Source organism: Nocardia sp. NPDC057455 (assembly GCF_042802775.1).
Taxonomy (GTDB): Bacteria; Actinomycetota; Actinomycetes; order Mycobacteriales; family Mycobacteriaceae; genus Nocardia.
Genome location: NZ_JBHVDM010000014.1, coordinates 52,297 through 74,041, shown reverse-complemented (window position 1 = coordinate 74,041; position 21,745 = coordinate 52,297). Strand labels below are relative to the sequence as shown.

Genomic DNA, 21,745 nt, shown 5'->3' with positions numbered 1-21,745 from the left:
TCGAGGTTGTGCGAGCCGCCGGCCCGAGCGGGACCCGCCTGGGGGTGGTCTCCGTAGCCCCCGGCACCACTGGCCAGTCCCCGCCAGGTCAGTCGCCCACGTGCACGTCGGCGACTGATGCGAAAGTTATCCCAACTCCCCCGTGCCGGTCGTGGCGAGTATCGTCGAAGCGACCAGTCCCGGATCATCGATCATCGGCACGTGCCCTATACCGGGCAGCACCTCGAAACGCGCCTGGGGCAAACGCTCTCGCGCGATCCGCCCATTTACCCGTAAGGGAAAGATCACATCTTCACCCGACCAGGCGAGCGTGATCGGGCACGGCAGTTCCGGCACTTCCGGCATCTGTTCGACAGTAGCCAACAGGTCCTCGAGGACCGTGCACCCGATCAGATCGTCGGCCGCCGCCAACGCCTGTGCTGGGGTCAATCGATCCGCGTGACAGGCGATACCACGCATCGCCAGCCGTCGGATCGATGCCGATTGCAACGCCAGTGGGTGGATTCGGCGCGTTCGACGAGTCAGGCCGACCATTCGGCGCAACTTCGCGTTACCACCCGCCCGCCCGTGACCACCCGTGTCCCAGCATCCGGCGGGCGAGAGCGCGCATACACTGATAGCCCGGCCACGCAGCGCGAGCTCAATGGCCATCCACCCGCCCAGCGAATTCCCAGCGAGATGCGCACGATCAATCCCCATATCGTCGAGCACCCGCTCCGCACCGTCGACCAGCTCCCGTACGGTGGCCGGATGGCGCATCACCAGCGGGCCACCCCGATGTCCGAGGGCGGTCGGTGCGACCACCTCGTGCCGGGTTTGCACGAGCGGAATGACGTCGTCCCACACTCTCGCGGACATGGCCACGCCATGGAGCAGTACAAGAGGCGCAGCGTCCCTCATGGCTGCCCGTACATTTCCCGGACGACGGTCTTGTGAATCTTCCCCGAGCCGGTGGTCGGTAACTCATCGACGAAGACGATGTGCTGGGGCACCTTGTACGAGGCCAACCGCCCGCGCGCGAAGTCCAGCAATTCCCGCTCCGTCACCGCGGCCCCGTGCACCGGCACCACGACGGCCTTGCCCACTTGCCCCCAGCGCTGGTCCGGCACCCCGATCACCGCGCACGAAGCGACCGCGGCGTGCCGGCACAACGCTTGCTCCACTTCGGCGGGGTAGATATTCTCGCCACCCGAGATAATGACGTCCCGCAGGCGATCGACCAGGTAGACATAGCCGTCGTCGTCGACGGTCGCGACGTCGCCGGAGTGAAACCAGCCGTCACGCAATACCGCCGCTGTCGCCTCGGGTTGCCCCCAGTAGCCCCGCATGACATTGGGCCCGCTGACGACGACCTCCCCTCGAACGTGAGGTGCTACCGGATGTCCTTCGGCGTCCACGACTCGCACAGCGGTGAAGAACGATGGCACTCCGGCGGATCCCAGCTTCGATTCCGCGTGCGCACGGTCCAGCAGCAGTGCCCCTGGCGCGGTCTCGGTCATCCCATACCCCTGAAGAAAACTCAACCCGCGGTCGAGATAGCGCCGAATCGTGTCGTGCGGCACCGGCGCTCCACCACACAGCAAGATGCGCAGGCTCGACAGGTCCGCGTCGGTCCAGCGCTCGTGCTCCGCCAGCGCGTCGAACATCGTCGGCACACCGAACATCCAGGTGACGCGCTCGCGTTCGATGAGATCCAGAACCGTCGCCGGATCGAATTTTTCCAGCAGCACCACGCGTCCGCCCTTGAGCAGGGTCGGCAGGCAAACCATGCCGAGGGCGGCGGCATGGAACAGTGGGGCGGTGATCAATGCCACCTCGTCGGCGGCGATATCGCTTTCGATGATGACATTGACACAGTTCCACGTCAGGTTGCCATGGGTGAGCATCGCCCCCTTCGGTCGACCGGTACTTCCAGAGGTGTACATGATGAGACAGACCTCGTCGAGACCGACCGGCTCATCGATCTCGGCGAACGAAGCGGCCGCGAGCAGTTCTTCGTAACCGCCCGGGCCGTCGACTCGCAGCATGCGCCGATCCGCGATGTCCGCGGCCAAGGCGTCGAAATCGGCCGTATGGATCAACAACCGCGCGCCGGAGTCGTCCAGCACGTAATCAACTTCCGCCGCGGTCAATCGAGCGTTCAGCGGAACGAAAACCGCACCTACCCGTCCCGCCGCGAACAACAGCTCCAAGTAGGCGGGGTGATTCGGCCCGAGGTAGGCGATTCGATCGCCTCGGCGAATGCCGTTCTGATGCAATAGTTCTGCTGCCCGAACCACGCGATCGTTCAGTTGCATGTAGCTGACCGACCGGTCTGCGGTGGTGATGGCGATGGCCGACGGGGTCATCCTGGACCGGCGCTCCGGCCACGAACCCAATCCTTGATTTCGCACCTTCGGTTCTTCCCCTGTCGTGGCGCGGGCTATTTCGATCGGTCGAAGGCGCCGAGTCCGGGCCGGTAGGTCTTATCATCGAGGAACTGGTTCAGCCCCTGCTCGCGGCCATTCTCCGGGTCGAGGGCGCGGGATTGATCCAGCTTGGCGTACAGATAGTCCTCGGCTTGCGACCAGGTCATCTCCGCGGCGAACTTGTATCCGACCTTCGCCGTATGCAGCACAACAGGATTCAGCGCAGCCAACTCGAGCGCCAGTTCCCGGGTGCGCTCCCGCAGCCGTTCGGCGGGTAGCGCCTCGTTGACCAGTCGCATCCTCGCCGCGTGTGCGCCGTCGAAGGTTTCGCCGGTCATGATGTAGTACAGCGCGTCCCGCTGGCCGATGGTGGCGGCCAGCGCCTTGGTCACCACGCCGCCCGGCGGAATCCCCCAGTTCACCTCCGAGAGCCCGAACTGCGCGCGCTCATCGGCGATGGCCAGATCACAGGCCACCAGCGGCGTGAACGCGCCGCCGAAACACCATCCGTTGACCATCGCGATCGTCGGCTTACCGAAATACGCCAGGCGCTTCCACTGCCATTGCGCGCTGGCCCGGCGCACCCGCATCTGAGCCGCGATGCTGCCGGTCGCCTCGACTTCGCGGAAGTATTCCTTGAGATCCATTCCGGCGGAGAAAGCTTCGCCCGCGCCGGTGAGTACGAGCACCTGGCATCGGTCATCGGATTCGAGGTGGTCCAGTACGCCGACCATCTCATCGTTGAGGGCCGGGTTCATCGCGTTGCGCTTCTGTGGCCGGTTCAAAGTCACCCAGGCGATACCTTCGTCGAAGTCCACGGCAACGGTGTCGCCCCAGGGTTCGCGGGCCATGTCCGCCTCACCTTCATTATCAGTATTGCTGATGATTGCGCGCACAGCGTGTCAGCCCCAGCCGTGGAAGTCAACCGGTGCGACTCAGGGGTCGGGCATCGCAGAGATCCGCCGGTTCGCCGCCTCGGCCGCCAGCGCGGCGACGCCGCCGCGCAAGGCATCGCGAAACTCCTGGCTGTGCGCCGGACCGACCCCCTCGAGCAGTCGTGCCTCGATCCGCTCGACTCGGGGCGCGGCCGCGCGCAACAGCTCTCGCCCATGCTCGGTCAACGTCAGCACGAGTACCCGGCGGTTGTCCGGATCCCGGTCCCGGCGGATCAGTCCCCGCTCCTGCAGGGTCTGCACCATGACATTCATCGTCTGCGGGCGCAGAAACGATCGTCGCGCCAATTGCGCCGACGACAGTCCGCTACGCCGCTGCAGCACCGTCAGGGCGGTGTACTGCAATGTCGTCAACCCCAATGGCCGCAGTTCGTCATCCAGCAATGCCCGCACCACCAACTCGAGCTGCTTGACCAGATACAGAGTCGACGGCGCACCCGCCGCCCCGCCGTCCTCGCCCTCGCCGCTCACCCGCCTATCTTCGCAGTACGCGATCCGGTGCCCCCGCGACCCGCCTGCCAGAACCGCGGCCGTTGATGGGACATGACGACGATATCGCCGCTGACATGTGCAGCGTCGCCGTCACACGTCGATGTGAACAGGGAAGGCGAAAGCGGGGCGACGCCGATACCTGCCACATCAGGCCGCCGACAAGCGGGCCCGGCCGAGGAGGCGGGCGAAGAACGGACCCTTCCTCGTCAGCCCAAAATTCTTTCTGTGAGGAAAGTAAATTCTCGGTACGGGCCGTTTCGAACGGGGCGCTCGGCATCTACGCTCTGCCGGGGGCCGATTGCCCAGGCGTTAGCAATGCGTGGTGTTCGGGTATGTGGCGAGAGGTTGCGATGGGTGTGGGCTCGGGTGTGGTGAGGCAGGCCGGACCGATGCGGGGCCGCTTCTCGGTGTGGTCACGGACCGGGAGGACCCGCAGGGTGCAGCAGCCGGTGGAGGTGCGGTCGCGGGATGAGTTCCTGCATCCGGCCGTTGAACTGCGTACATTGCCGCCGGGAACGATCCTGCGGAGCCGTCGGGTCGAGCTCGCGCTGTTCGGGTTGGTGCCGCAAAGGGTGTCGGCATGGCAATTGGTGTATCGGAGCACGGATATGCACGGTCGCCCGGAGGTTGCGGTGACGACGGTGGTGCTACCCGTGGACGCGGACCCCGACGTCGAACGGCCGCTGCTGGCGTTCGAATCGGCGATCGATGCGGTGACCGAGCGTTCGGCGCCGTCGTATGCGTTGCGGCGCGGGTCGCGGGCTCACGGTTCGATCACTCCGATCGAGTGGCCGATGATGATCGCCAACGCCGTCCGGCGCGGCTGGGCGGTGAGCATCACCGATCACGGAGGGCCTCAGGGTAATTTCGGCGCACCTCGCGAACCCGGGTACCGCACTCTGGATGGAATCCGGGCGGCGTTGCGTTTTGAAGCCCTGGGCCTGGGCGATGACAGCCCGATCGTGGTTTGGGGGTATTCCGGCGGCGGGATGGCCGCGTCGTGGACGGTCGAGATGGCCCCCGCCTACGCTCCTGAACTCGACATCACGGCGGCGGTGCTGGGGGCGCCGGTGGGAGATCCCGCGCAGGTGCTGGTGCGGCTCAGCGGTGGGCTGTTCGCGGGTTTCCCCGCGATGGTGATCGCCGCGCTACGCCTGCTGTATCCGGTGGTGGAACGCGTGATAGACGCGCACATGCGTCCGGGAGGCTACCAACTGCTCGAGCAGGCACGGACCCTCACACCGTTGCTCACTCTGTTGCGGCTGGCCGGGCGTGATTTCGACGATCACCTCGATCGGCCACTCGCAGACATCCTCGCCGAACCCGAGATGACGGCCATGCTCGATGACCTGCGGCTGGGCGGCCACGCGCCCGCCTGTCCGCTGCTGGTCGTGCAACCGGTTCATGACCAGGTGATCCACCGCGAATGCGTGGATGCTCAGGTGAACCGATACCGCGATCACGGCGCGACCGTGGTGTACGTGCGCGACCGGCTCAGCGAACACTTCACCATGATGGCGTTGTCGACCCCGCTGGCGCTCAATTGGCTGTCCGACCGCCTGGCCGGACTCCCGATCACAGAACCCGGAACCCGCACGGTGTGGTCGATCGCGACCGCGCCGGGCGCCTGGCGCGGCTACCTCGAGATGGCGGACACCGCGCTGCGCGTCACGCTCGGAATGCCGTTGCGCGCCGGTCGCACACGGCCCGGTCTGCGCCGACGCGGCGGTGAACTGCATGGCACAGGGTAGAGCCCTGGTCCGGCGGTGTTCCAGAACGAACCGGTGGAGACCCTACGAGGCCGTGGCCGGTTCGAAGTAGCCCGAATCGTTCAGGAGCGGTCACGGGCGGTCCGTTCCGACGGCCAGACCTCCCGTGACCGCTCCCTCAACCGAGAGGTCGGCCCGCTTGCGTGCATCGAAAACCGATGCCCGCCGATTGAAATCGAAAGCCCCCGTCGTGCGGTGTATCACGGAGGGACGCCGAGGATGCGGCCGAACTCGGTCTCCATGACTGCGATTCGCTCGCGGATAACCCGAACGAGCACGGTTATCAGCACCGGCCAGTGGCGAGCCTACGAACTCGCGGTGCACTCCGCTGAAGGTAATGCCAGCTACGCCTGAAAGCTTGTTGAGTTCCGCACTGAGCCTTGTGGTTCGGAAGGCGGCAGTCCGCGACTCCATGGTCGTACTCGGAACTCGCTTGGTCGGAAAGAAACAAGGCCAGCTTGGTGGCACGCGCGAGGGAAGCGATGACGCAGGCATGGACATGACAGTCTCCTGACTACCTGTCCGCCGATTTTCCCGCAATCAGGTTGCCGGAACGACGGCTCCGCCGCCGTTTCCTCGGGCACCCGCTCGTAGATGCCAGATGCACTGATCGTGTCGATGTCTCCAGTTCAAGCCCGAGCGGGCAGCAGTTCGGCGACGAGTTCCTCGACACGGTTCTTGATCTCATCGCGGATCGGGCGCACCGACTCGACGCCCTTGCCAGCCGGGTCCTCGAGCACCCAGTCGCGGTAGCTGACTCCGGGAAAGACTGGGCAGGTATCGCCGCAACCCATGGTGATGACCACGTCGGAGGCTTCGACGGCGTCGAAGGTGAGTATTTTGGGTGACTGGTCGGAGATGTCGATGCCGACCTCGCGCATGGCTTCGACCGCGGCCGGGTTGATCGACTCGGCGGGCGCGCTGCCCGCGGAGCGGACTTCGATCGCGTCTGCGGCGAGGTGGGTGAGGAATCCGGCGGCCATCTGGGAGCGTCCGGCGTTGTGGACGCAAACGAACAGCACACTGGGCTTGGATGCCATGAGCGAGTTGGCCTTTCAGCTGGCGGGGATGTCGAGTTCGGCCAGCAAATGGCGAACGCGGGTTTCGATTTCTTCGCGGATCGGGCGGACGGCGGCGACATCGAGCCCGGCGGGGTCGTCGAGGTCCCATTCCTCATACCGGCGGCCCGGGTAGAGAGGGCAGGCATCTCCGCAGCCCATGGTGATGATGACGTCGGCGGCCTGCAGGATTTCCTCGGTCCACGGTTTCGGGAATTCGGTGGTGATGTCGATGCCGACTTCAGCCATGGCTTCGACAGCGGCGGGGTTGATCTCGTTACCGGGCTCGCTGCCGCCGGACCACGCGACGGCGTTGTCTGCGGCGAGGTGGGTGAAGAACCCCAATGCCATCTGGGAGCGTCCGGCGTTGTGGGTGCACAGGAACAGCACGGTGGGTTTGCCGGTGTGGGCTTTGCCCTCCACGCGCGCGAGGGCGTTGAGTCGTTGGCGGGCGAAGCGTTCGGCCAGCAGGTGCTGCACGCGGGTGTTGATGTCGTCGCGGACCAGTCGCATGCGTTCGATGCCGCCGATGCCGCGTTCGGAGGGTTCGTCGGTGTCCCAGTTCACGATCCGCACCCTGTCGACGGGATCGACGTGCGCTTCGCGGCCCAAGGTGATGACGAGGTCGACCGCGCGCAGCAGCCGCGGGTCGATCGGTTTCGGGGTCTCGTCGCGGATGTCGACGCCGACTTCCAGCAGCGACTGCACCGACAACGCGTTGAGGCTCTCGCCGGGGGCGGTGCCCGCGGAGTAGACCTCGATGCGTCCCTCGGCGGCGTGGCGCATCAGTCCGGCGGCCATCTGGGATTTGCCGCCGTTCTTGACGCACACGAACAGCACAGCAGGGATTGCGGTCACCGTTCCAGCACCTTTTCCTCCGCCGAATCGGCAGGTGTGGACGCGACGGGGGTGGTGGGGTGCAAGCGTGTGCGTAGTGCCAGGGAGACGTACACCAGCCCGACGAGGACAGGGACTTCGATCAAGGGTCCGACGACTCCGGCGAGGGCTTGGCCGGAAGTAGCGCCGTAGGTGGCGATCGCGACGGCGATGGCGAGTTCGAAGTTGTTGCCCGCCGCGGTGAACGCCAGCGTGGTGGTGCGCTCGTAGCCAAGGCCGAGGGCCGCGCCGAGGAGGTAGCCGCCGCCCCACATGATGGCGAAGTAGGCCAGCAGCGGGATCGCGATGCGCACGACGTCCAGGGGTTGGGAGGTGATTTGTTTGCCTTGCAGGGCGAACAGGATGACGATCGTGAACAGCAGCCCGTACAGCGCCCACGGCCCGATGCGGGGCAGCAGCGTGGACTCATACCAGTCGCGGCCCTTGGCGCGTTCACCGAACCGACGGGTCAGATAGCCCGCCAGCAGCGGGATACCGAGGAATATCAGCACCGACTTCGCGATCTGCCACGGCGAGGTGTCGATCGTGGTCTGCTCCAACCCGAGCCAGCCTGGCAGCATCGACAGGTAGAACCAGCCCAGCACGGCGAACATGACCACCTGGAACACCGAGTTCAATGCCACCAGCACGGCCGCGGCTTCGCGGTCACCGCAGGCCAGGTCGTTCCAGATGATGACCATCGCGATGCACCGTGCCAGCCCGACGATGATCAGCCCGGTTCGGTACTCCGGCAGATCCGGCAACAGCAGCCATGCCAGCGCGAACATCAGCGCCGGACCGAGTAGCCAGTTCAACACCAGCGACCCGACCAACAGCTTCCGGTCGCCGGTGACGGTGTCGAGGCGGTCATAACGCACCTTCGCCAGCACCGGGTACATCATGATCAGCAACCCGATCGCGATCGGCAGCGAAATGCCATCGATCTCCACCGCGCTCAACCCATCCCCGAGCCCTGGGATCATTCGTCCGAGCAGCAGTCCCGCGGCCATCGCGACACCGATCCACACCGGCAGGAACCGATCCAGCGTGGACAGCTTCGCCACAACTCCGCTCTCCGCGACGGCGGTATCCGCGCTCACGCGTCGACCCCCGCGGCGGCGCCACTTTCGACCACCAGCACGTCCGAAAGCCTTTGCAGCGCTTCGGGAATCACCCGGTAGTACACCCAGGAGGCGCGGCGTTCGCTGGCGAGCAGTCCGGCTTCGCGCAGCACCTTCAAGTGATGCGAGATCGTCGGCTGCGTGAGATCGATGCCTTCGGACAGATCGCACACGCACGCTTCCTGCCCGGCGCGTGAAGCGATCGCGCTCAGCAGCCGCAGCCGCATCGGATCCGACAGTGCCTTGAACACCCCCGCCAGCTCGGCGGCGGTCTGCGCGGTCAACGGTTCACGCACGATCGGCGCGGCCGTGCACGACTGCACGGGAACGATCAGAAGCGGCGACTTCGACATAGACCTATATTGATCGATATCAATACTAGATCGCAAGCAAACGCCGGGTGAACAGATACGGCGGTAATCTCCCTGTTCGGGGCTGCATCCTGTACCTAGGTACAGGCTTACCGTGAGGTCATGACGATGATCACGTTCCGGGGATTGGGTACCGGCCTCGTGCACCCTGCCTACCGCCGAGCAACCGGTTCTGGTCGCGGAGTTCGACCGGTTTTTCGCCGCATCCGTGCAGCGCACCGATCGCCCGGCGCGCACGCGGCTGGATCTGCTGCTGGCGCCTGACTCCGAACCGAGCGGCCGCGAACTGGCCGCTCGTGAGTCCGGCTGCTGCTCGTTCTTCGCTTTCACCTTCGAGGCCACCAGCGCCGGGCTGATGATGCGCATCGAGGTCCCCGACAGCCGAGTCGAGGTCCTCGACGTGCTTGCGACACGGGTGGACGCTGCGATCGGCGGGGACCGGCGTTGACCGGGTTGCGCACCAGCCAGCTGGCCGCGGCCGCCGGGGTGAACACCCAGACGCTGCGGTACTACGAGCGCCGCGGGCTGCTCGCCGAACCGGACCGATCGTGGGGCGGGCATCGGCTGTATTCGGAGCAGGCGTTGACGGTACTGCGGGTGATCAAAGCCGCTCAGCGACTCGGGTTCACCCTCGAGGCAGTCTCCGACCTGCTGGATGTCACCCGCTTCGGGCGACGCCGCGCCGATACCGGGTTTGCCCACCGCCGGTCGTCGGCGGTCGCGGTCTTCGCGGCCGTCATCTCCTGCTGGTAGCGAAGGCGGGCTTGGTGTGAGAGTCGGGGCATGACAGGTCCTTTTGACCGGGAGGGTGGCGGGTCAGTCGCAGCAGTCGCAGTCGTGCCCGCCGGAGGATGAGGTGGTGGTGGTGGTGAGCGTGACCGGGGTGGGGCAGCAGGTGTCGCCTTTCCAGGCGTTGAGGCCCTCTCTCACCGCGATCACGGCGATCACAAGCGCGGCGATCGGGTCGGCCCACGGCCAGCCGAACATGCTGTTGAGCAGCAACCCGACCAGCAGGACCGCCGACAAGTACGTGCACAGCAGCGTCTGCTTGGAATCGGCGACCGCGGAAGCGGATCCGAGTTCACCTCCGGCGCGGCGCTGCGCGGCCGACAGCACCGGCATGATCACCAAGCTCACAGCGGCAAGGCCGATCCCGATCGGGGAATGCTGAGCCTCACCGATGCCGAGCAGAGCCCGGATCGAGTCGACGGTGACATAGGCCGCGAGGGCGAAGAAGGAGAACGCGATGATCCGCAGCGCGATCTTCTCCCGCGCCTGCGGATCGCGGCCGGCGAACTGCCACGCCACCGCAGCGGCGGAAGACACCTCGATCACCGAATCCAGCCCGAACCCGATCAACGCTGTCGAGGACACCCGGGTGCCCTCGGTCAGGGCGATGATCGCCTCGATCACGTTGTAGGAGATGGTCGCGGCCACCAACGACCGGATCCGCCGCACCAGCGCCGCTTTGCGGTCCGGGTCCTGCCCAGCCGGGATCGTCGAGGGCAGCGAGGGCAACCCGAGCGACGACATCAGCAGCACCCGTCGGTATCGGAGTCCGGGCAGCAAGCCGGATCCACCGCCAGCACCAGCCCGAGCAGATCCTCGAGCGCGGCCGCGATGCGGGCATCCGCCAACTCGTAGCGGCTACGCCGACCTTCCGGGACCGCGACGACCAGCCCGCACCCGCGCAGACAGGCCAGATGGTTGGACAGAATCTGGCGCGACACCCCGATCCGCTCCGCCAGTTCCGACGGATATCCCGGCGCCCGGCGCAGGTTCAACAGGATCTGGGTGCGTGTCGGGTCCGACAGCGCGTGCCCGAACCGGGCCAGCGCGTCACTATGCAACAACGTCTCCACATCACTGATGATACATAATAATATGTATTCAGAAAATTATGAACCATTGAATCTGTGGGTGCGCCTCTCCGTGATGTCTAGGGGTAGCCAGTGAATGCACAGCTATGGGTGCTAGGAGGTGAGACCGGTGATGATGTCACCGATGTGGGTGCAGATTATGGACATGGCGCGCAGCGCGTGGAACATGGTCTTCCCGAACATGCCCATGATGTGATCCAAGTTAGAGCGACTGGACAGACATCAGTGGTTCACCCGGGGTGCTGTCCAGTCGACTGCTTCGGCCCCAACGCCCTGAACCTCTCCCGTGACCCCTCTCCGCTCCGGAGTGTCGCCCGCTCGGTTTGGTCACGTTGTATATAGAAGCCGAGGCTCACGCGAGGGATCCAACCGGCACTGAGGTCGAGGCCCCGTGCTCAGCGAGGACGACGCCCCGCTGTCAGCTCGAGAAACGGGCACCTACTCCGTGGTGAGTGCAGCGCAACAAACGTGCGGACGCCCGGCAATGGTCGGTCCGCTCGCTGCTGCTGTTCTGCTCGGCAGGGGACGAAGATAGTTCGGGGGACGAAGATAGTTCGGAGCAACGCGCTCGGGTATATCAGTCGTCACAACGACACGGGGCGACGTGCTCAGCCGGCGCGCCGGTGGCTGGTCACCCGGCCTGCGCGATCGGCGGCGGCGCCGTGAATCGACTATGCGGCTGTGCCGGACTGTGCGTCCGTCGTGCGGCGAGGGACAATCGCATTGGGAGACCGATGCCGATGAACGAGCCGACAGTGGATCGACGCGCGATCACGGAGGAATGGGAAACCGCCCGCGACACCCTTCGGCGGCTGGTCGGATCGGCTACCCCCACCGACTTCCAGCGGCCTTCGGACGGAACTCGGTGGTCCAACGAGCAGCTGCTTTTCCACATGGTCTTCGGGTTCATGATCGTGCTGCGATTACTGCCCTTGGTGCGGCTGTTCGGTCGACTCCCTTCCGGATTCGGTCGCGTCTACGCCCGGTTGCTGGACGCCGGTACTCCGGTATTCAACGCGATCAACTACTGCGGGTCCTGCGCCGCCGCGACCGTGTACAACCGGCGCCGCATGACGGGCAAATGCGACCGGGTCATAGCGGCATTACAGCGCAACCTCGCCACGGAGCCGGAAGCGAACTTTGCGCTGTCCATGCACTTTCCCATCCGATGGGATCCGTTCTTCACCGACGTCATGACCCTCGAGGACGTCTACCGTTATCCGGTGAAGCATTTCGACTTCCACGCCGAGCAGCTCACGCTGAAGACCTGATCCGCCGTCGTGCCGAACCCGGACATGACAGGTTTCGCCGCTTGTCAGCGAACTGGTGAGCGGCGTTCGAGCAGGACGGTGTCACGCCAGATGCCGTCGCGTTGGCCGATGCGTTCGCGGTGGCGGGCAGCATCAACTGTCTTCCGCCGCCGCGCATGAAGTCCGCCGCCGTGGTCGTCGGGTGCGTGCCCTCGGCCGATTGCGTTTCGGGTAGGGCTCGGTGCGTCATTGTGATGCATGATTCAGGGCATGCCGCCGTCGGAGCGGAGGGTGGCGCCAGTCATGTAGCTGGAGGCGTCCGAGGCAAGATAGATTGCGGCGCCGACGATTTCGGAGGGATTCCCGATTCGTTGCAGCGCATGGGCGGCGAAGGGGTTGTCTCCGGGTTCGAGATCGTCGAGATTCCATCCGGCGGTGGCTTCGGTGCGATGTGGGCCTGCCATCAGGGTGTTCACCCGGACGGTTGGCCCGAACGCTAGGGCCAGTCCTTCGGTCATGGCGTTGAGTCCGGCCTTGGCTGCGGCGTAGGGCACGATCGAGGGGCGGGGGCGGATGGAGCCGGTGGAGCTGACATTGATGATGGAGCCCCGGCCCGCGTTGACCATGCGTTCGCCGATGAGGGTCGAGAGGCGGAAGGGGCCTTTGAGGTTGAGCGCGATGACGGCGTCGAAGAGTTTCTCGCTCACCGAGGCCAGGTTGTCGTAGACAGGCTGCATGCCCGCGTTGTTGATGAGAACGTCGACCCTGTGGAAGCGGTTGTAGGCGGCCTCGACCAACCCGTCGAGTTGGTCCCAGCGGCCGACATGAACGCCGTAGGGCAGGACTGAGCTGCCCGTCTCACGCTCGATGTCGGCGGCGGTCGCGGCGCAGTTGTCGTAGTTCCGGCTGGCTATCACCAGGTCGGCGCCGCAGCGGGCGAGACCGAAGGCCATCTCCCGGCCGAGTCCCCGACTGCCGCCGGTGACCAGTACGACTCTGCCGGTCAGATCGAACAAGGTGTCGGCGTAACCCATGCGTGCTCCTGAGTGGTTGCCGCGCACACCACGGAGGCCTGTGCGGTGCCGCGCGTCGACTGAAGACCTGGTGTTCTGTCGTATGTCCGATGCCGGTTCACGGCACCGGCGCCGGCCGGTAGAAGGTGTTGGGATGTCCGGGCCGGACTACGAGTTCGGCGCCGGGTTCACCGACGCGCAGGGTCTCGAGAATCGCGGCGGCAACGGCGTCGGCCGACAGCATCGGTATACCCGCCGCCTCGAAGCGGTCGCGTCCTGGCGCGGTCAGAGGCGTGTCGACCAGGCCGGGACATACGGCGCACAGGCGGATGTGCTCTTTCGCAAGTGCACCCGACAGGGAGCGAACCAATCCGATGACGGCGTGTTTGGTCATGGCGTAGATCGGATCCTGCGGGGTCGGCCGCACTGCGGCCAGAGACGCGGTGACTACGATGGCTCCCCCGCCTTGGCGGCGCATGATCGGCAGACCTGCCCGTAGACCCCACACGACCGCATGCTGATTGACGCCGACGACCGCGTGGTAGCGGTGGAGGTCCATGGTCGCCGGATCCTTGTCGAGGCAGTTGACTCCGGCGTTGAGGATCAGTAGATCCAGATGGTCACCCGCGGCCGCCACTGCCCGGACAGATGTCTGCGGCTCGGTCAGATCACCCACGATCGCCTCGCCGCCGATCTGCTCGGCCACCTCGACCACGCGGGGATCACAATCCACGACCACGCATCGGACACCCTCGGCGGCGAGCAGCCGCGCGACGGCCGCGCCGATCCCACCCGCGGCTCCGGTGACAACAGCGGATTCGCGCCTCGTCTCGTTCGGCGCGCGGTGATCACCCAGGCGCCTCCAATGATCTTCCACGACCGCTCCTTCGAGATAATAGGTTGCCGGGGAGACCGATTCGGTCGATCGGGCGACGCTCACGCGCCGAGCATGACCAGACCGCCGTCGACCGCCAACAGTTGGCCGGTGATGAAGTCGGCGCCGGAGCCGGCAAGGAAGACCAGGACCGGTCCCACGTCGTCGACCGGATCACCGAGTTTCCCGCCGAGGGGCAGAGTCAGTTGGAGTTGTTGCTCCAGGAAGGGCAGCGCCTCCGGTCCGAGGAATTCACGCAGTCGCGCGGCGCCGGGAGTCTCGACAGCGGGGGCCAGCGCGTTGACGGTGATCTTCTGCGCGGCCCACGCTTTTGCTGCGGAGCGAGTCCAGGCGGCTACAGCGGATTTGGCCGCAGCGTATGCCGCTGAGATAGGACTGCCCATCACCGCTTCGCCGGATCCGAAATTGATGATGCGGCCACCGTTGTCCCTCATCGCCTCGTAAGCCGCTTGATTGGTCAAGACGGTGGAAACGAAGTTGGTGTCCAGCGCCTGCCGCAGGTCGTCCACGGTGAGCCGACCTGGGATGCCGGGTGTCCAAGCCCCCGCCGCGTGCACCAGGACGTCGATACCGCCCAGAATGTCGCGGGCCGCACGGAAGGTGGCCGCGACGGAGTCCGGGTCGGTGACATCGCAGCGCCGCCACTGCGCGTGAGCGAGTTCCGGCGGTGGTGGCGTGTTGTGGTACGTAGCGACCACCTGTCCTCCCGCCTCGGACAGAACGGCCACGGCGGCAGCGCCTATGCCTGTCGCTGCGCCGGTCACGAGGATCCGGCGCGCGGCCAGTTCACCCACGCCGACCACCGCTCAGGGCCGAATTGCGCTCTGGCACGAGTTGGTGCACCAAGTGCGTCGCGTAATCCATCAAAGCCTCCGATCGTCAGCGGGAAACACTGGAGTACGATAATCTCATCAACGAGAATAGCATTCTCTGTGATGAGATCGAAGTGCCCGACCCGCTCGGAGGCGCCCAGTACGAGGTCGCGCCTAGGAGCAACGGGGCGGTCCTGTGGGTGACCTGCGCGACTGGGCTCAGCTGGCACCGGGAGACTGTCGCGCCACCAGATTGTGCCCTGATCACAGAGAAGACGATTCTCGGACAGGAGATAGGAGTTTTCGTGCCCTGGGATTTCGAAACCGACCGCGAGTATCAGGCGAAGCTGGACTGGGCCGACGAGTTCGTTCGCGATTCGGTCGAGCCACTGGATCTGGTATGGCCGCACCAGCAGTTCGTTCCGCTCGACGGTGGCCGCCGCGCGGCGATCGCGCCGTTGAAGCAACAGGTGCGCGAACAGGGGTTGTGGGCGACACATCTGGGTCCCGACCTCGGCGGACAGGGGCACGGGCAGGTGAAACTCGCCCTGCTCAACGAGATACTCGGCCGCTCGTCGTGGGCGCCGATCGTCTTCGGCTGCCAGGCCCCCGATACCGGCAATGCCGAGATCCTCGCCCACTACGGCACGCCGGAGCAGAAGCAGCGCTATCTACGGCCGCTGCTCGACGGTGAGCTGTTCTCCTGCTATTCGATGACCGAACCGCAGGCCGGAGCCGACCCGGGGCAGTTCACCACCTCCGCGGTCCGCGACGGTGCGGACTGGATCATCAACGGCTGGAAATACTTTTCGTCCAATGCCCGCACGGCGGCCTTTCTGATCGTCATGGCGGTCACCGACCCCGACGCGGGGACATACAAAGGTATGTCGATGTTCCTTGTGCCCGCGGGCACCCCCGGGATCGAGATCGTTCGCGGTGTCGGGCTCTACGGCGAGGCCGAGGGGTCGGGGCAGCACGCACTGATCCACTACGACAATGTGCGCGTACCGGATTCGGCGCTACTCGGAGGTGAGGGGCAGGCCTTCGCGATCGCCCAGACCCGGCTCGGAGGCGGCCGCGTTCATCATGCGATGCGCACCATCGGATTGGCTCGCAAGGCGCTGGACATGATGTGCGAACGGGCGCTGAGCCGCGAGACCGCGGGAAGCAGTCTGGCGGATAAGCAGTTCGTGCAGGGTTTCATCGCCGATTCCTACGCCCAGCTCCTGCAGTTCCGGCTGTTCGTGCTGTACGTGGCGTGGGAGATCGACAAGTACAACGACTACAAGAAGGTCCGCAAGGACATCGCCGCGGTCAAGGTCGTGATGCCCAGCGTGCTGCACGACATCGCCTGGCGGGCCATGCAGGTCCACGGCGCGCTCGGGGTCACCGACGAGGTGCCGCTGATGAAGATGATCCACGGCGCGGCCGTCATGGGCTTGGCCGATGGTCCCACCGAGGTGCACAAGACCACCGTCGCCAGACAGGTGCTGCGCGACCACAGCGCCGTCGACGGGATGTGGCCAAGCGAGTGGATCCCGGCCAAGCGCGAGGCGGCACTGGCCAAATACGCCGAATTCCTGGAACACGAAGTGGGCAATCGATGACCGACACTACCGCCGGCACCCTCGACACCGTCCGGCTCACCGCCTGGATGGACGACGTCGGATTGCCCGGAGCGGGTCAACCTTTGGTGGTCACACAGCTCTCCGGCGGTGCGCAGAACGAGATCTATGACCTCCGCCGCGGCGAGCACCGCAGTGTGCTGCGCATACCGCCCGCCACCGCGCCCGCCGACCGCGACAAGGGCATCCTGCGCGAATGGCGGATCACGCGAGCGCTGGACGGCACGGATGTCCCGCACGCCGGCGCGGTCGCGGTCTGCGACGACCCCGCCGTACTGGGCCGCGTGTTCTTCCTCATGGACTATGTCGACGGGTGGTCGCCGATGCAGCACCAGAAGCAGTGGCCGGAGCCCTTCGCCGGCGATACCGCGGCGAGGGCGGGTCTGGCCTTCCAGCTCGCCGAGGGTATCGCACTGCTGTCGCGGGTCGACTGGCGCGAGCGCGGACTGCACGATCTGGGCAGGCCGGAGGGCTTCCACGACCGGCAGGTTCAGCGTTGGACCGGAATGTTCGAGCGGATCAAAGGCCGTGAACTCGATGGGATGGACACCGCTACCGCGTGGCTGCGCACCCATCGACCGCTCGATTTCATTCCCGGTGTGATGCACGGGGACTACCAGTGGGCCAACGTCATATATCACCACGGTGATCCGGCGCGCTTGGCCGCGATCGTGGACTGGGAGATGGGCACCATCGGCGACCCCAAACTCGACCTTGCCTGGATGCTGCGCGATTGGCCCGACGATACCCACGACCTGGAGGCGGCGAGCGCGAGCTATGTCGATCTGCGAGGGATGCCCTCGCGCGATCGACTCGCAGCGCACTACGCCGAGGTTTCCGGGCGTCAGGTCGATGACATGGATTACTACCTCGTGCTCGCGAAATGGAAACTCGCCATCGTTCTCGAACAGGGATTCCAGCGTGCCGGGGACAATCCCAAACTCCGAGCCTTCGGCGCGATCGTGCCACGACTCATGCGCTCCGCTGGCGAGCTCGCCGAGACCACCGATTACCGCGGGTGAACCGTGCCGCCCATGACGAGCGGCGGAAATGAAGAAATCTCAGCGAAATAACCACAGACCAACGGCGCCGCGGAAATCCGCGGCGCCGAATGGTGACGTATTCGCCTCGGAAAGACAGCGTCACCGTGGTTCAGAGGCGACTCATGGCGGCCAGTACGCTATCGGCCAGTTCGGGTCGACAGATCAACAGATCCGGAAGGTGCGGATCGGGACGGTTGTACCGCAACGGCGTGCCGTCCAATCGGGAGACATGGAGGCCGGCGGCCGCCGCGACGGCCACCGGAGCACAGGAGTCCCACTCGTATTGGCCGCCTGAGTGCGCGTAGACATCCGCGACGCCGCGCACGACGGCCATCGCCTTGACACCGGCGGACCCCAGCGGGACCTGGGTCGCCGACAGCGCGGACACCAAATTCGCGACCGTGTCCGAGCACCGGCTGCGCGACACCGCCACACGGACCGGCCCGGACCGCGACGTGGCGAGCGAAGGTGGGTTGCCGGTGTGCAGGACCAGGTCTTCGGCGGGCAGTGCGACCGCACCCGCGACCGGTTCTCCGTCGACAGCGAGTGCCACGTGCACGGCCCAGTCGCGGCGGGGCGGCTCGCCGTATTCACGGGTACCGTCGAGCGGGTCGATGATCCATACCCTCGACCGATCCAGGCGTGCCGGGTCGTCCGGGCTCTCCTCCGATAAGACGGCGTCACGTGCGCGTGCCTGCTGAAGTCGCCGCGTCAGCAGGGCATTGGATTGCCGATCCCCTGCCGCGCCCCCTTCGGAGCGGATGGCCATCAGCAACTGCCCCGCCTCTCGTGCGAGGGTCGCCGCCAAGTGGTGGTCGTCCATACTCTTCCTCGATCTCGGTAACGGGCGCAAGGTATCGGCTCGGCGCCTCACTCGAAGGCGCCGATCCCGCGAAGGCAGAATTCGACGAGATGGCCGATATCGGCGCGCGTCGGTTGGGTCGCCACCTCGACATACCGACGCATCGAGTCGGTCACGCAGAAGAACACCATGTCGGCGTCACGCACGGCATCGGGTTGCCCGAGGGCCGCTACCGGTTCGGACAACAGATCGCGCAGGGGTCGCATGATGGTGTGGAAGGTGACCCGGTCGTTGCTCTTGCCCGCGGTGAGTTGGCTGAACGTGGCGTGACTCATGCTGACCAGGTGGGGTTCGGTCAGCTGCGCCAGCGCACCCTCGATCCATCGTGCGATCTTGCTCGCGGGATCGGTTTCCTTGGCCATCTGGTGCTCGATGTAGGAGACGACGATGCCGACCCCGCGTTCCAGGACGGCGAGGACGAGATCGTCCTTGCTGGTGAAGTAGCGGTAGAAGGCTTTGTTCGAGCTGTTGGCCTCGGCGAGGATCTCACTCAGTCGCGGAGCGGCGGGCGCGTTACGGGTCATGACACGGACGGTCGCTTCGAGTATGCGTTCGACCTCCTCGGTGGCGGCCCGTTGCCGTTCATCCAATGCCCGCTCGACAGCTTGGTGAATCCGGCTACTCATATTCGCTGCTTCCGCGTCGGGGACTGCCCGAGCATCGGTCGATCGTGCCGCACAGTGCGAGGTGACGTGAGAACCCCTCTGCCGGCAACGGACTGAACACAATGTTCAGCGCGATTCGCCGCCACGGCGTGTCCGATGGCGGGTGCGATCCACACCCGGACCTGGGTGGCCCCATCCATCACTCCTACTGTCGGCCCTGTTCGTCAGCGTGCGACCCCGATCCGCGCATGTCCCGCGACGCGCAGCTCGGAACCGTCGATCGCCCGAAACCAGATCGCGATCGGTCTCGACATCTTCACTCTCGACATGGAGAATAGCATTCTCCACAGAGAGTGCGTCAAATCCTCAGCTGATCGTGCCCGCTCTCAGCGTCGGCCGGACCGGAATCCGGAACCGAATCCGTCGCGGTCGGGTAGCGCGATGGCGTCCACCCGCCCGAGTGTGCGCAAGGCGGTGCGATGCGGCGAGTGTGGTCCGCGGAGGACGTCAGGCTCTCGCAAACCAGGGATGGCGGCTCCGGATATGCCGAGCCAAATGTCCGAAATCCGCTCTAGATTTATAGAGTGATGCGTTCTATTCTCGAAGGGATTTGGTGGAAACGTGTTGTCCCACCATTATTTCGGCCACCGGACGGGGGTCGGATTTCTCAGGTGTCCGCTTGATCTGTCGGACCGCAAAGTTGAGGGAGGATCCCATATGGCGGGCATCTATCGCACGCGTCCGACCGCCGACTCGATCGCACCGGCGCTGGACGTCCCCGCGGTCGCCCTCGGCGACGACATTTTCATGTCACCGGGAGTCTCGAACTCCTACGCGATCGCCACCGACGCGGGACGGGTGATCGTCAACGCGGGACTGATCTTCGAAGGACCGCTGCGCCGCAGCGCGTACGCCGCGGTACCGGGGCCGACGCACACCATCATCACCACCCAAGGGCACCCAGACCACTGGGGCGGGATCGCCTATCTGCGCGAGCCCGGCACCGACACGATCATGCACTCGAATTACCGGCTGTGGCGCGACGACACCCAACGCCTGCTCGGCTTCCGTGCCAGAAACACCGCGTTCGGATTCGGGAACATCTCGAAGATCTTGGTCGAACGAATCCAGAAGATGGATTTCACCGGAATCGACATGTCGTTCCCGGAACCGACCACGACCTTCGACGATCGTCTCGAGTTGCGTATCGGAGGTCGTGAATTCGTGCTGATCGCCACACCGGGCGGCGAGACCACCGACGCGCTGGTGGTGTGGATGCCGGCGGAGAGAACCCTCTTCACCGGCAACCTTTTCGGGCCACTCTTCGGCGTTGTGCCGAATCTGTCCACCATCCGCGGCGACCGGTACCGGGATCCGCTGCGCTACGTCGAAGCGCTCGACACGGTTCTCGACCTCGGCGCGGAACGGCTGATCACCGGGCATTTCGATCCGATCGACGGCACCGATGTCATCGAAGAGGAAGTGCGCGCGATGCGCGACGCGATGCAGTGGGTGCACGACCGCACCTTCGAGGGAATGGAAGCGGGCAAGGACGTCCACACCCTGATGAGCGAGATCCGGCTACCGGAGGAATTCGACGTCGGGCAGTGGTACGGCAAAACCTCGTGGAACGTGCGATCGATCTGGGAGATGTATGCCGGGTGGTTCCACCACCAGTCCACAACCGAACTCTACGACGTCCCCATCCGCGCCGTCGCCACCGACCTGGTGCACGCGAAAGGACCCGACGAACTCGTCGAGGCCGCCCGAGCACATCTGCGCGCCGGTCGTGCCGTGCACGCCCTGCATCTTACCGAAACCGTTCTGGCAGACGGTGATTCGTCCTCGGCCCGCGAGATCGCGATCCAAGCGCACGAATTGCTGCTCGCCGATACCGACAACTTCTGGGAAAAAGCGTGGCTGAGCACCACGATCGAGAAATTGAGGACACAACAGTGAACACAGTCAGCTTCGACTACACCGGCACTCGCGTACTGGTGACCGGCGGGACGAGCGGTATCGGCCACGCCGTGGCCGCCGCCTTCGCCGGATCCGGCGCCGAGGTCACCGTCACGGGAACCCGAGCATCGGCGGGCGACTACGACGACGTCGGCCTGGGCGCGTTCACCTACAAGCAGTGCCAGCTGTCCGACACCGACTCGATCGATGCCCTGCTGGATTCGCTGGGAGACCTCGACATCCTGATCAACAATGCCGGAGGACCCTATCCCGGCGGCCTCAACGAATGGGATCCGGCAGGCTACACGGCCTCGATCACGCAGAATCTGCTCGGCCCGATGCGGTTGACGGTGGGCTGTCACGATCGCTTGAAGGCCAGCACCGTGGCGGGGGGATCGAGCGTAGTCTCCGTCGTTTCCATGTCGGCGTTCCGCTCGGCGATGTTCGTTCCCGGATACGGCTCGTCCAAGCACGGCCTGATCGCGCTCACCATGAATCTCGCGCGGTTGTGGGCGGGTGACGGTATCCGCGTCAACGCCGTCGCTCCGGGCCTGATCAATACCCGCATGACCGCAGCGGCCATGGACATCCCGCAGGTCATGGATGTCGAGATCGGATTCCACACCCCGCTGGGGCGCCCCGGTACCCCCGAAGACCTCCACGGCGCGGTGCTATTCCTGTGCTCGCGATCGGCCTCCTACATCACCGGCACCAGCGTCGCGGTCGACGGCGGCTACCTCACCGTCTGATCTC

22 protein-coding genes are annotated in these 21,745 nt (G+C 65.5%); 7 read left to right on the top strand and 15 right to left on the bottom strand.

The features are described 5' to 3' along the window. Positions 1-126: 126 nt before the first annotated feature. The 4 genes from ACFU5M_RS08465 to ACFU5M_RS08450 form a co-directional block, all read right to left on the bottom strand. Positions 127-900 carry an alpha/beta fold hydrolase gene (locus ACFU5M_RS08465; protein ID WP_379045896.1) on the bottom strand — a complete coding sequence of 258 codons (774 nt, stop codon included), beginning with the start codon at positions 898-900 and terminating at the stop codon, positions 127-129. Then, positions 897-2,393, bottom strand: a complete 1,497-nt coding sequence (locus ACFU5M_RS08460) for a long-chain fatty acid--CoA ligase (protein WP_379045893.1) — start codon at positions 2,391-2,393, stop codon at positions 897-899. Before ACFU5M_RS08460 ends, ACFU5M_RS08465 begins: the two co-directional genes overlap by 4 nt. 29 nt (positions 2,394-2,422) lie before the next feature. Then, positions 2,423-3,259, bottom strand: a complete 837-nt coding sequence (locus tag ACFU5M_RS08455; RefSeq protein ID WP_379045890.1) for a p-hydroxycinnamoyl CoA hydratase/lyase — start codon at positions 3,257-3,259, stop codon at positions 2,423-2,425. A gap of 84 nt (positions 3,260-3,343) precedes the next feature. Further along, on the bottom strand, positions 3,344-3,832 hold the full coding sequence (locus tag ACFU5M_RS08450) for a MarR family winged helix-turn-helix transcriptional regulator (protein ID WP_379045887.1): 489 nt from the start codon (positions 3,830-3,832) through the stop codon (positions 3,344-3,346). 653 nt (positions 3,833-4,485) lie between these two features. Between ACFU5M_RS08450 and ACFU5M_RS08445 the strand changes: the two genes are divergently transcribed. Next, positions 4,486-5,604 carry a lipase family protein gene (locus ACFU5M_RS08445; protein ID WP_379045884.1) on the top strand — a complete coding sequence of 373 codons (1,119 nt, stop codon included), beginning with the start codon at positions 4,486-4,488 and terminating at the stop codon, positions 5,602-5,604. 647 nt (positions 5,605-6,251) lie between these two features. Here the strand turns inward: ACFU5M_RS08445 and ACFU5M_RS08440 are convergent. The 4 genes from ACFU5M_RS08440 to ACFU5M_RS08425 are packed head-to-tail and all read right to left on the bottom strand — an operon-like array spanning position 6,252 to position 9,030. Continuing rightward, complete coding sequence (locus tag ACFU5M_RS08440; protein WP_379045881.1) at positions 6,252-6,662, bottom strand: arsenate reductase ArsC; 411 nt, start codon at positions 6,660-6,662, stop codon at positions 6,252-6,254. A gap of 15 nt (positions 6,663-6,677) precedes the next feature. After that, the gene (locus tag ACFU5M_RS08435; RefSeq protein WP_379045878.1) at positions 6,678-7,538 is read right to left on the bottom strand and encodes a low molecular weight phosphatase family protein; all 861 of its coding nucleotides are present in this window, start codon (positions 7,536-7,538) and stop codon (positions 6,678-6,680) included. Continuing rightward, positions 7,535-8,656, bottom strand: a complete 1,122-nt coding sequence (arsB, locus tag ACFU5M_RS08430; protein WP_379045876.1) for an ACR3 family arsenite efflux transporter — start codon at positions 8,654-8,656, stop codon at positions 7,535-7,537. The genes ACFU5M_RS08435 and arsB overlap by 4 nt, the downstream gene beginning before the upstream one ends. Then, a complete protein-coding gene (locus tag ACFU5M_RS08425; protein ID WP_379046005.1) occupies positions 8,653-9,030 on the bottom strand; it encodes an ArsR/SmtB family transcription factor in 378 nt (125 codons plus the stop codon). The genes arsB and ACFU5M_RS08425 overlap by 4 nt, the downstream gene beginning before the upstream one ends. 462 nt (positions 9,031-9,492) lie before the next feature. Here ACFU5M_RS08425 and ACFU5M_RS08420 point away from each other — a divergent pair, with 462 nt between their 5' ends. Then, positions 9,493-9,801, top strand: a complete 309-nt coding sequence (locus ACFU5M_RS08420; protein WP_379045873.1) for a MerR family transcriptional regulator — start codon at positions 9,493-9,495, stop codon at positions 9,799-9,801. A gap of 63 nt (positions 9,802-9,864) precedes the next feature. Here the strand turns inward: ACFU5M_RS08420 and ACFU5M_RS08415 are convergent, their stop codons facing one another. Both ACFU5M_RS08415 and ACFU5M_RS08410 read right to left on the bottom strand, forming a co-directional pair. Beyond that, a complete protein-coding gene (locus ACFU5M_RS08415) occupies positions 9,865-10,581 on the bottom strand; it encodes a cation transporter (protein WP_379045870.1) in 717 nt (238 codons plus the stop codon). After that, positions 10,581-10,910 carry an ArsR/SmtB family transcription factor gene (locus ACFU5M_RS08410; protein WP_379045867.1) on the bottom strand — a complete coding sequence of 110 codons (330 nt, stop codon included), beginning with the start codon at positions 10,908-10,910 and terminating at the stop codon, positions 10,581-10,583. The genes ACFU5M_RS08415 and ACFU5M_RS08410 overlap by 1 nt, the downstream gene beginning before the upstream one ends. A 752-nt stretch (positions 10,911-11,662) precedes the next feature. Between ACFU5M_RS08410 and ACFU5M_RS08405 the strand changes: the two genes are divergently transcribed. After that, a complete protein-coding gene (locus ACFU5M_RS08405) occupies positions 11,663-12,199 on the top strand; it encodes a DinB family protein (RefSeq protein WP_379045864.1) in 537 nt (178 codons plus the stop codon). 242 nt (positions 12,200-12,441) lie between these two features. Here ACFU5M_RS08405 and ACFU5M_RS08400 read toward each other — a convergent pair whose 3' ends face one another. The 3 genes from ACFU5M_RS08400 to ACFU5M_RS08390 form a co-directional block, all read right to left on the bottom strand. Then, positions 12,442-13,212 carry an SDR family NAD(P)-dependent oxidoreductase gene (locus ACFU5M_RS08400; RefSeq protein WP_379045861.1) on the bottom strand — a complete coding sequence of 257 codons (771 nt, stop codon included), beginning with the start codon at positions 13,210-13,212 and terminating at the stop codon, positions 12,442-12,444. Between the two features lie 97 nt (positions 13,213-13,309). Beyond that, positions 13,310-14,068 carry an SDR family oxidoreductase gene (locus ACFU5M_RS08395; protein ID WP_379045858.1) on the bottom strand — a complete coding sequence of 253 codons (759 nt, stop codon included), beginning with the start codon at positions 14,066-14,068 and terminating at the stop codon, positions 13,310-13,312. 59 nt (positions 14,069-14,127) lie between these two features. Further along, positions 14,128-14,880: an SDR family NAD(P)-dependent oxidoreductase gene (locus tag ACFU5M_RS08390; protein WP_379045855.1), complete on the bottom strand. Its 753-nt coding sequence runs from the start codon at positions 14,878-14,880 to the stop codon at positions 14,128-14,130. Positions 14,881-15,203: 323 nt separating this feature from the next. On the opposite strand from ACFU5M_RS08390, the gene ACFU5M_RS08385 reads away from it, so the two are divergent. After that, positions 15,204-16,505 (top strand): acyl-CoA dehydrogenase family protein, encoded by a 1,302-nt coding sequence (locus tag ACFU5M_RS08385; protein WP_379045852.1) that lies wholly within the window; start codon positions 15,204-15,206, stop codon positions 16,503-16,505. Further along, on the top strand, positions 16,502-17,545 hold the full coding sequence (locus ACFU5M_RS08380; protein ID WP_379045849.1) for a phosphotransferase family protein: 1,044 nt from the start codon (positions 16,502-16,504) through the stop codon (positions 17,543-17,545). The genes ACFU5M_RS08385 and ACFU5M_RS08380 overlap by 4 nt, the downstream gene beginning before the upstream one ends. A 130-nt stretch (positions 17,546-17,675) precedes the next feature. Here the strand turns inward: ACFU5M_RS08380 and ACFU5M_RS08375 are convergent, their stop codons facing one another. Together ACFU5M_RS08375 and ACFU5M_RS08370 are read right to left on the bottom strand one after the other, a co-directional pair. Continuing rightward, the gene (locus tag ACFU5M_RS08375; RefSeq protein ID WP_379045846.1) at positions 17,676-18,389 is read right to left on the bottom strand and encodes a 3'(2'),5'-bisphosphate nucleotidase CysQ; all 714 of its coding nucleotides are present in this window, start codon (positions 18,387-18,389) and stop codon (positions 17,676-17,678) included. Between the two features lie 47 nt (positions 18,390-18,436). Beyond that, entirely contained in the window at positions 18,437-19,054 is a 618-nt protein-coding gene (locus ACFU5M_RS08370) for a TetR/AcrR family transcriptional regulator (RefSeq protein WP_379045843.1), read from the bottom strand. 696 nt (positions 19,055-19,750) lie between these two features. On the opposite strand from ACFU5M_RS08370, the gene ACFU5M_RS08365 reads away from it, so the two are divergent. Beyond that, a complete protein-coding gene (locus ACFU5M_RS08365; RefSeq protein WP_379045840.1) occupies positions 19,751-20,992 on the top strand; it encodes an alkyl sulfatase dimerization domain-containing protein in 1,242 nt (413 codons plus the stop codon). Next, positions 20,989-21,741, top strand: a complete 753-nt coding sequence (locus ACFU5M_RS08360; protein WP_379045837.1) for an SDR family NAD(P)-dependent oxidoreductase — start codon at positions 20,989-20,991, stop codon at positions 21,739-21,741. The genes ACFU5M_RS08365 and ACFU5M_RS08360 overlap by 4 nt, the downstream gene beginning before the upstream one ends. Positions 21,742-21,745 lie beyond the last annotated feature (4 nt).

Coding starts and splice junctions, on each gene's coding strand:
- ACFU5M_RS08465 (WP_379045896.1), bottom strand. CDS start 900: ATGAGGGACGCTGCGCCTCTTGTACTGCTCCATGGCGTGGCCATGTCC.
- ACFU5M_RS08455 (WP_379045890.1), bottom strand. CDS start 3,259: ATGGCCCGCGAACCCTGGGGCGACACCGTTGCCGTGGACTTCGACGAA.
- ACFU5M_RS08440 (WP_379045881.1), bottom strand. CDS start 6,662: ATGGCATCCAAGCCCAGTGTGCTGTTCGTTTGCGTCCACAACGCCGGA.
- ACFU5M_RS08425 (WP_379046005.1), bottom strand. CDS start 9,030: ATGTCGAAGTCGCCGCTTCTGATCGTTCCCGTGCAGTCGTGCACGGCC.
- ACFU5M_RS08415 (WP_379045870.1), bottom strand. CDS start 10,581: ATGTCGTCGCTCGGGTTGCCCTCGCTGCCCTCGACGATCCCGGCTGGG.
- ACFU5M_RS08405 (WP_379045864.1), top strand. CDS start 11,663: ATGCCGATGAACGAGCCGACAGTGGATCGACGCGCGATCACGGAGGAA.
- ACFU5M_RS08400 (WP_379045861.1), bottom strand. CDS start 13,212: ATGGGTTACGCCGACACCTTGTTCGATCTGACCGGCAGAGTCGTACTG.
- ACFU5M_RS08380 (WP_379045849.1), top strand. CDS start 16,502: ATGACCGACACTACCGCCGGCACCCTCGACACCGTCCGGCTCACCGCC.
- ACFU5M_RS08375 (WP_379045846.1), bottom strand. CDS start 18,389: ATGGACGACCACCACTTGGCGGCGACCCTCGCACGAGAGGCGGGGCAG.
- ACFU5M_RS08370 (WP_379045843.1), bottom strand. CDS start 19,054: ATGAGTAGCCGGATTCACCAAGCTGTCGAGCGGGCATTGGATGAACGG.
- ACFU5M_RS08365 (WP_379045840.1), top strand. CDS start 19,751: ATGGCGGGCATCTATCGCACGCGTCCGACCGCCGACTCGATCGCACCG.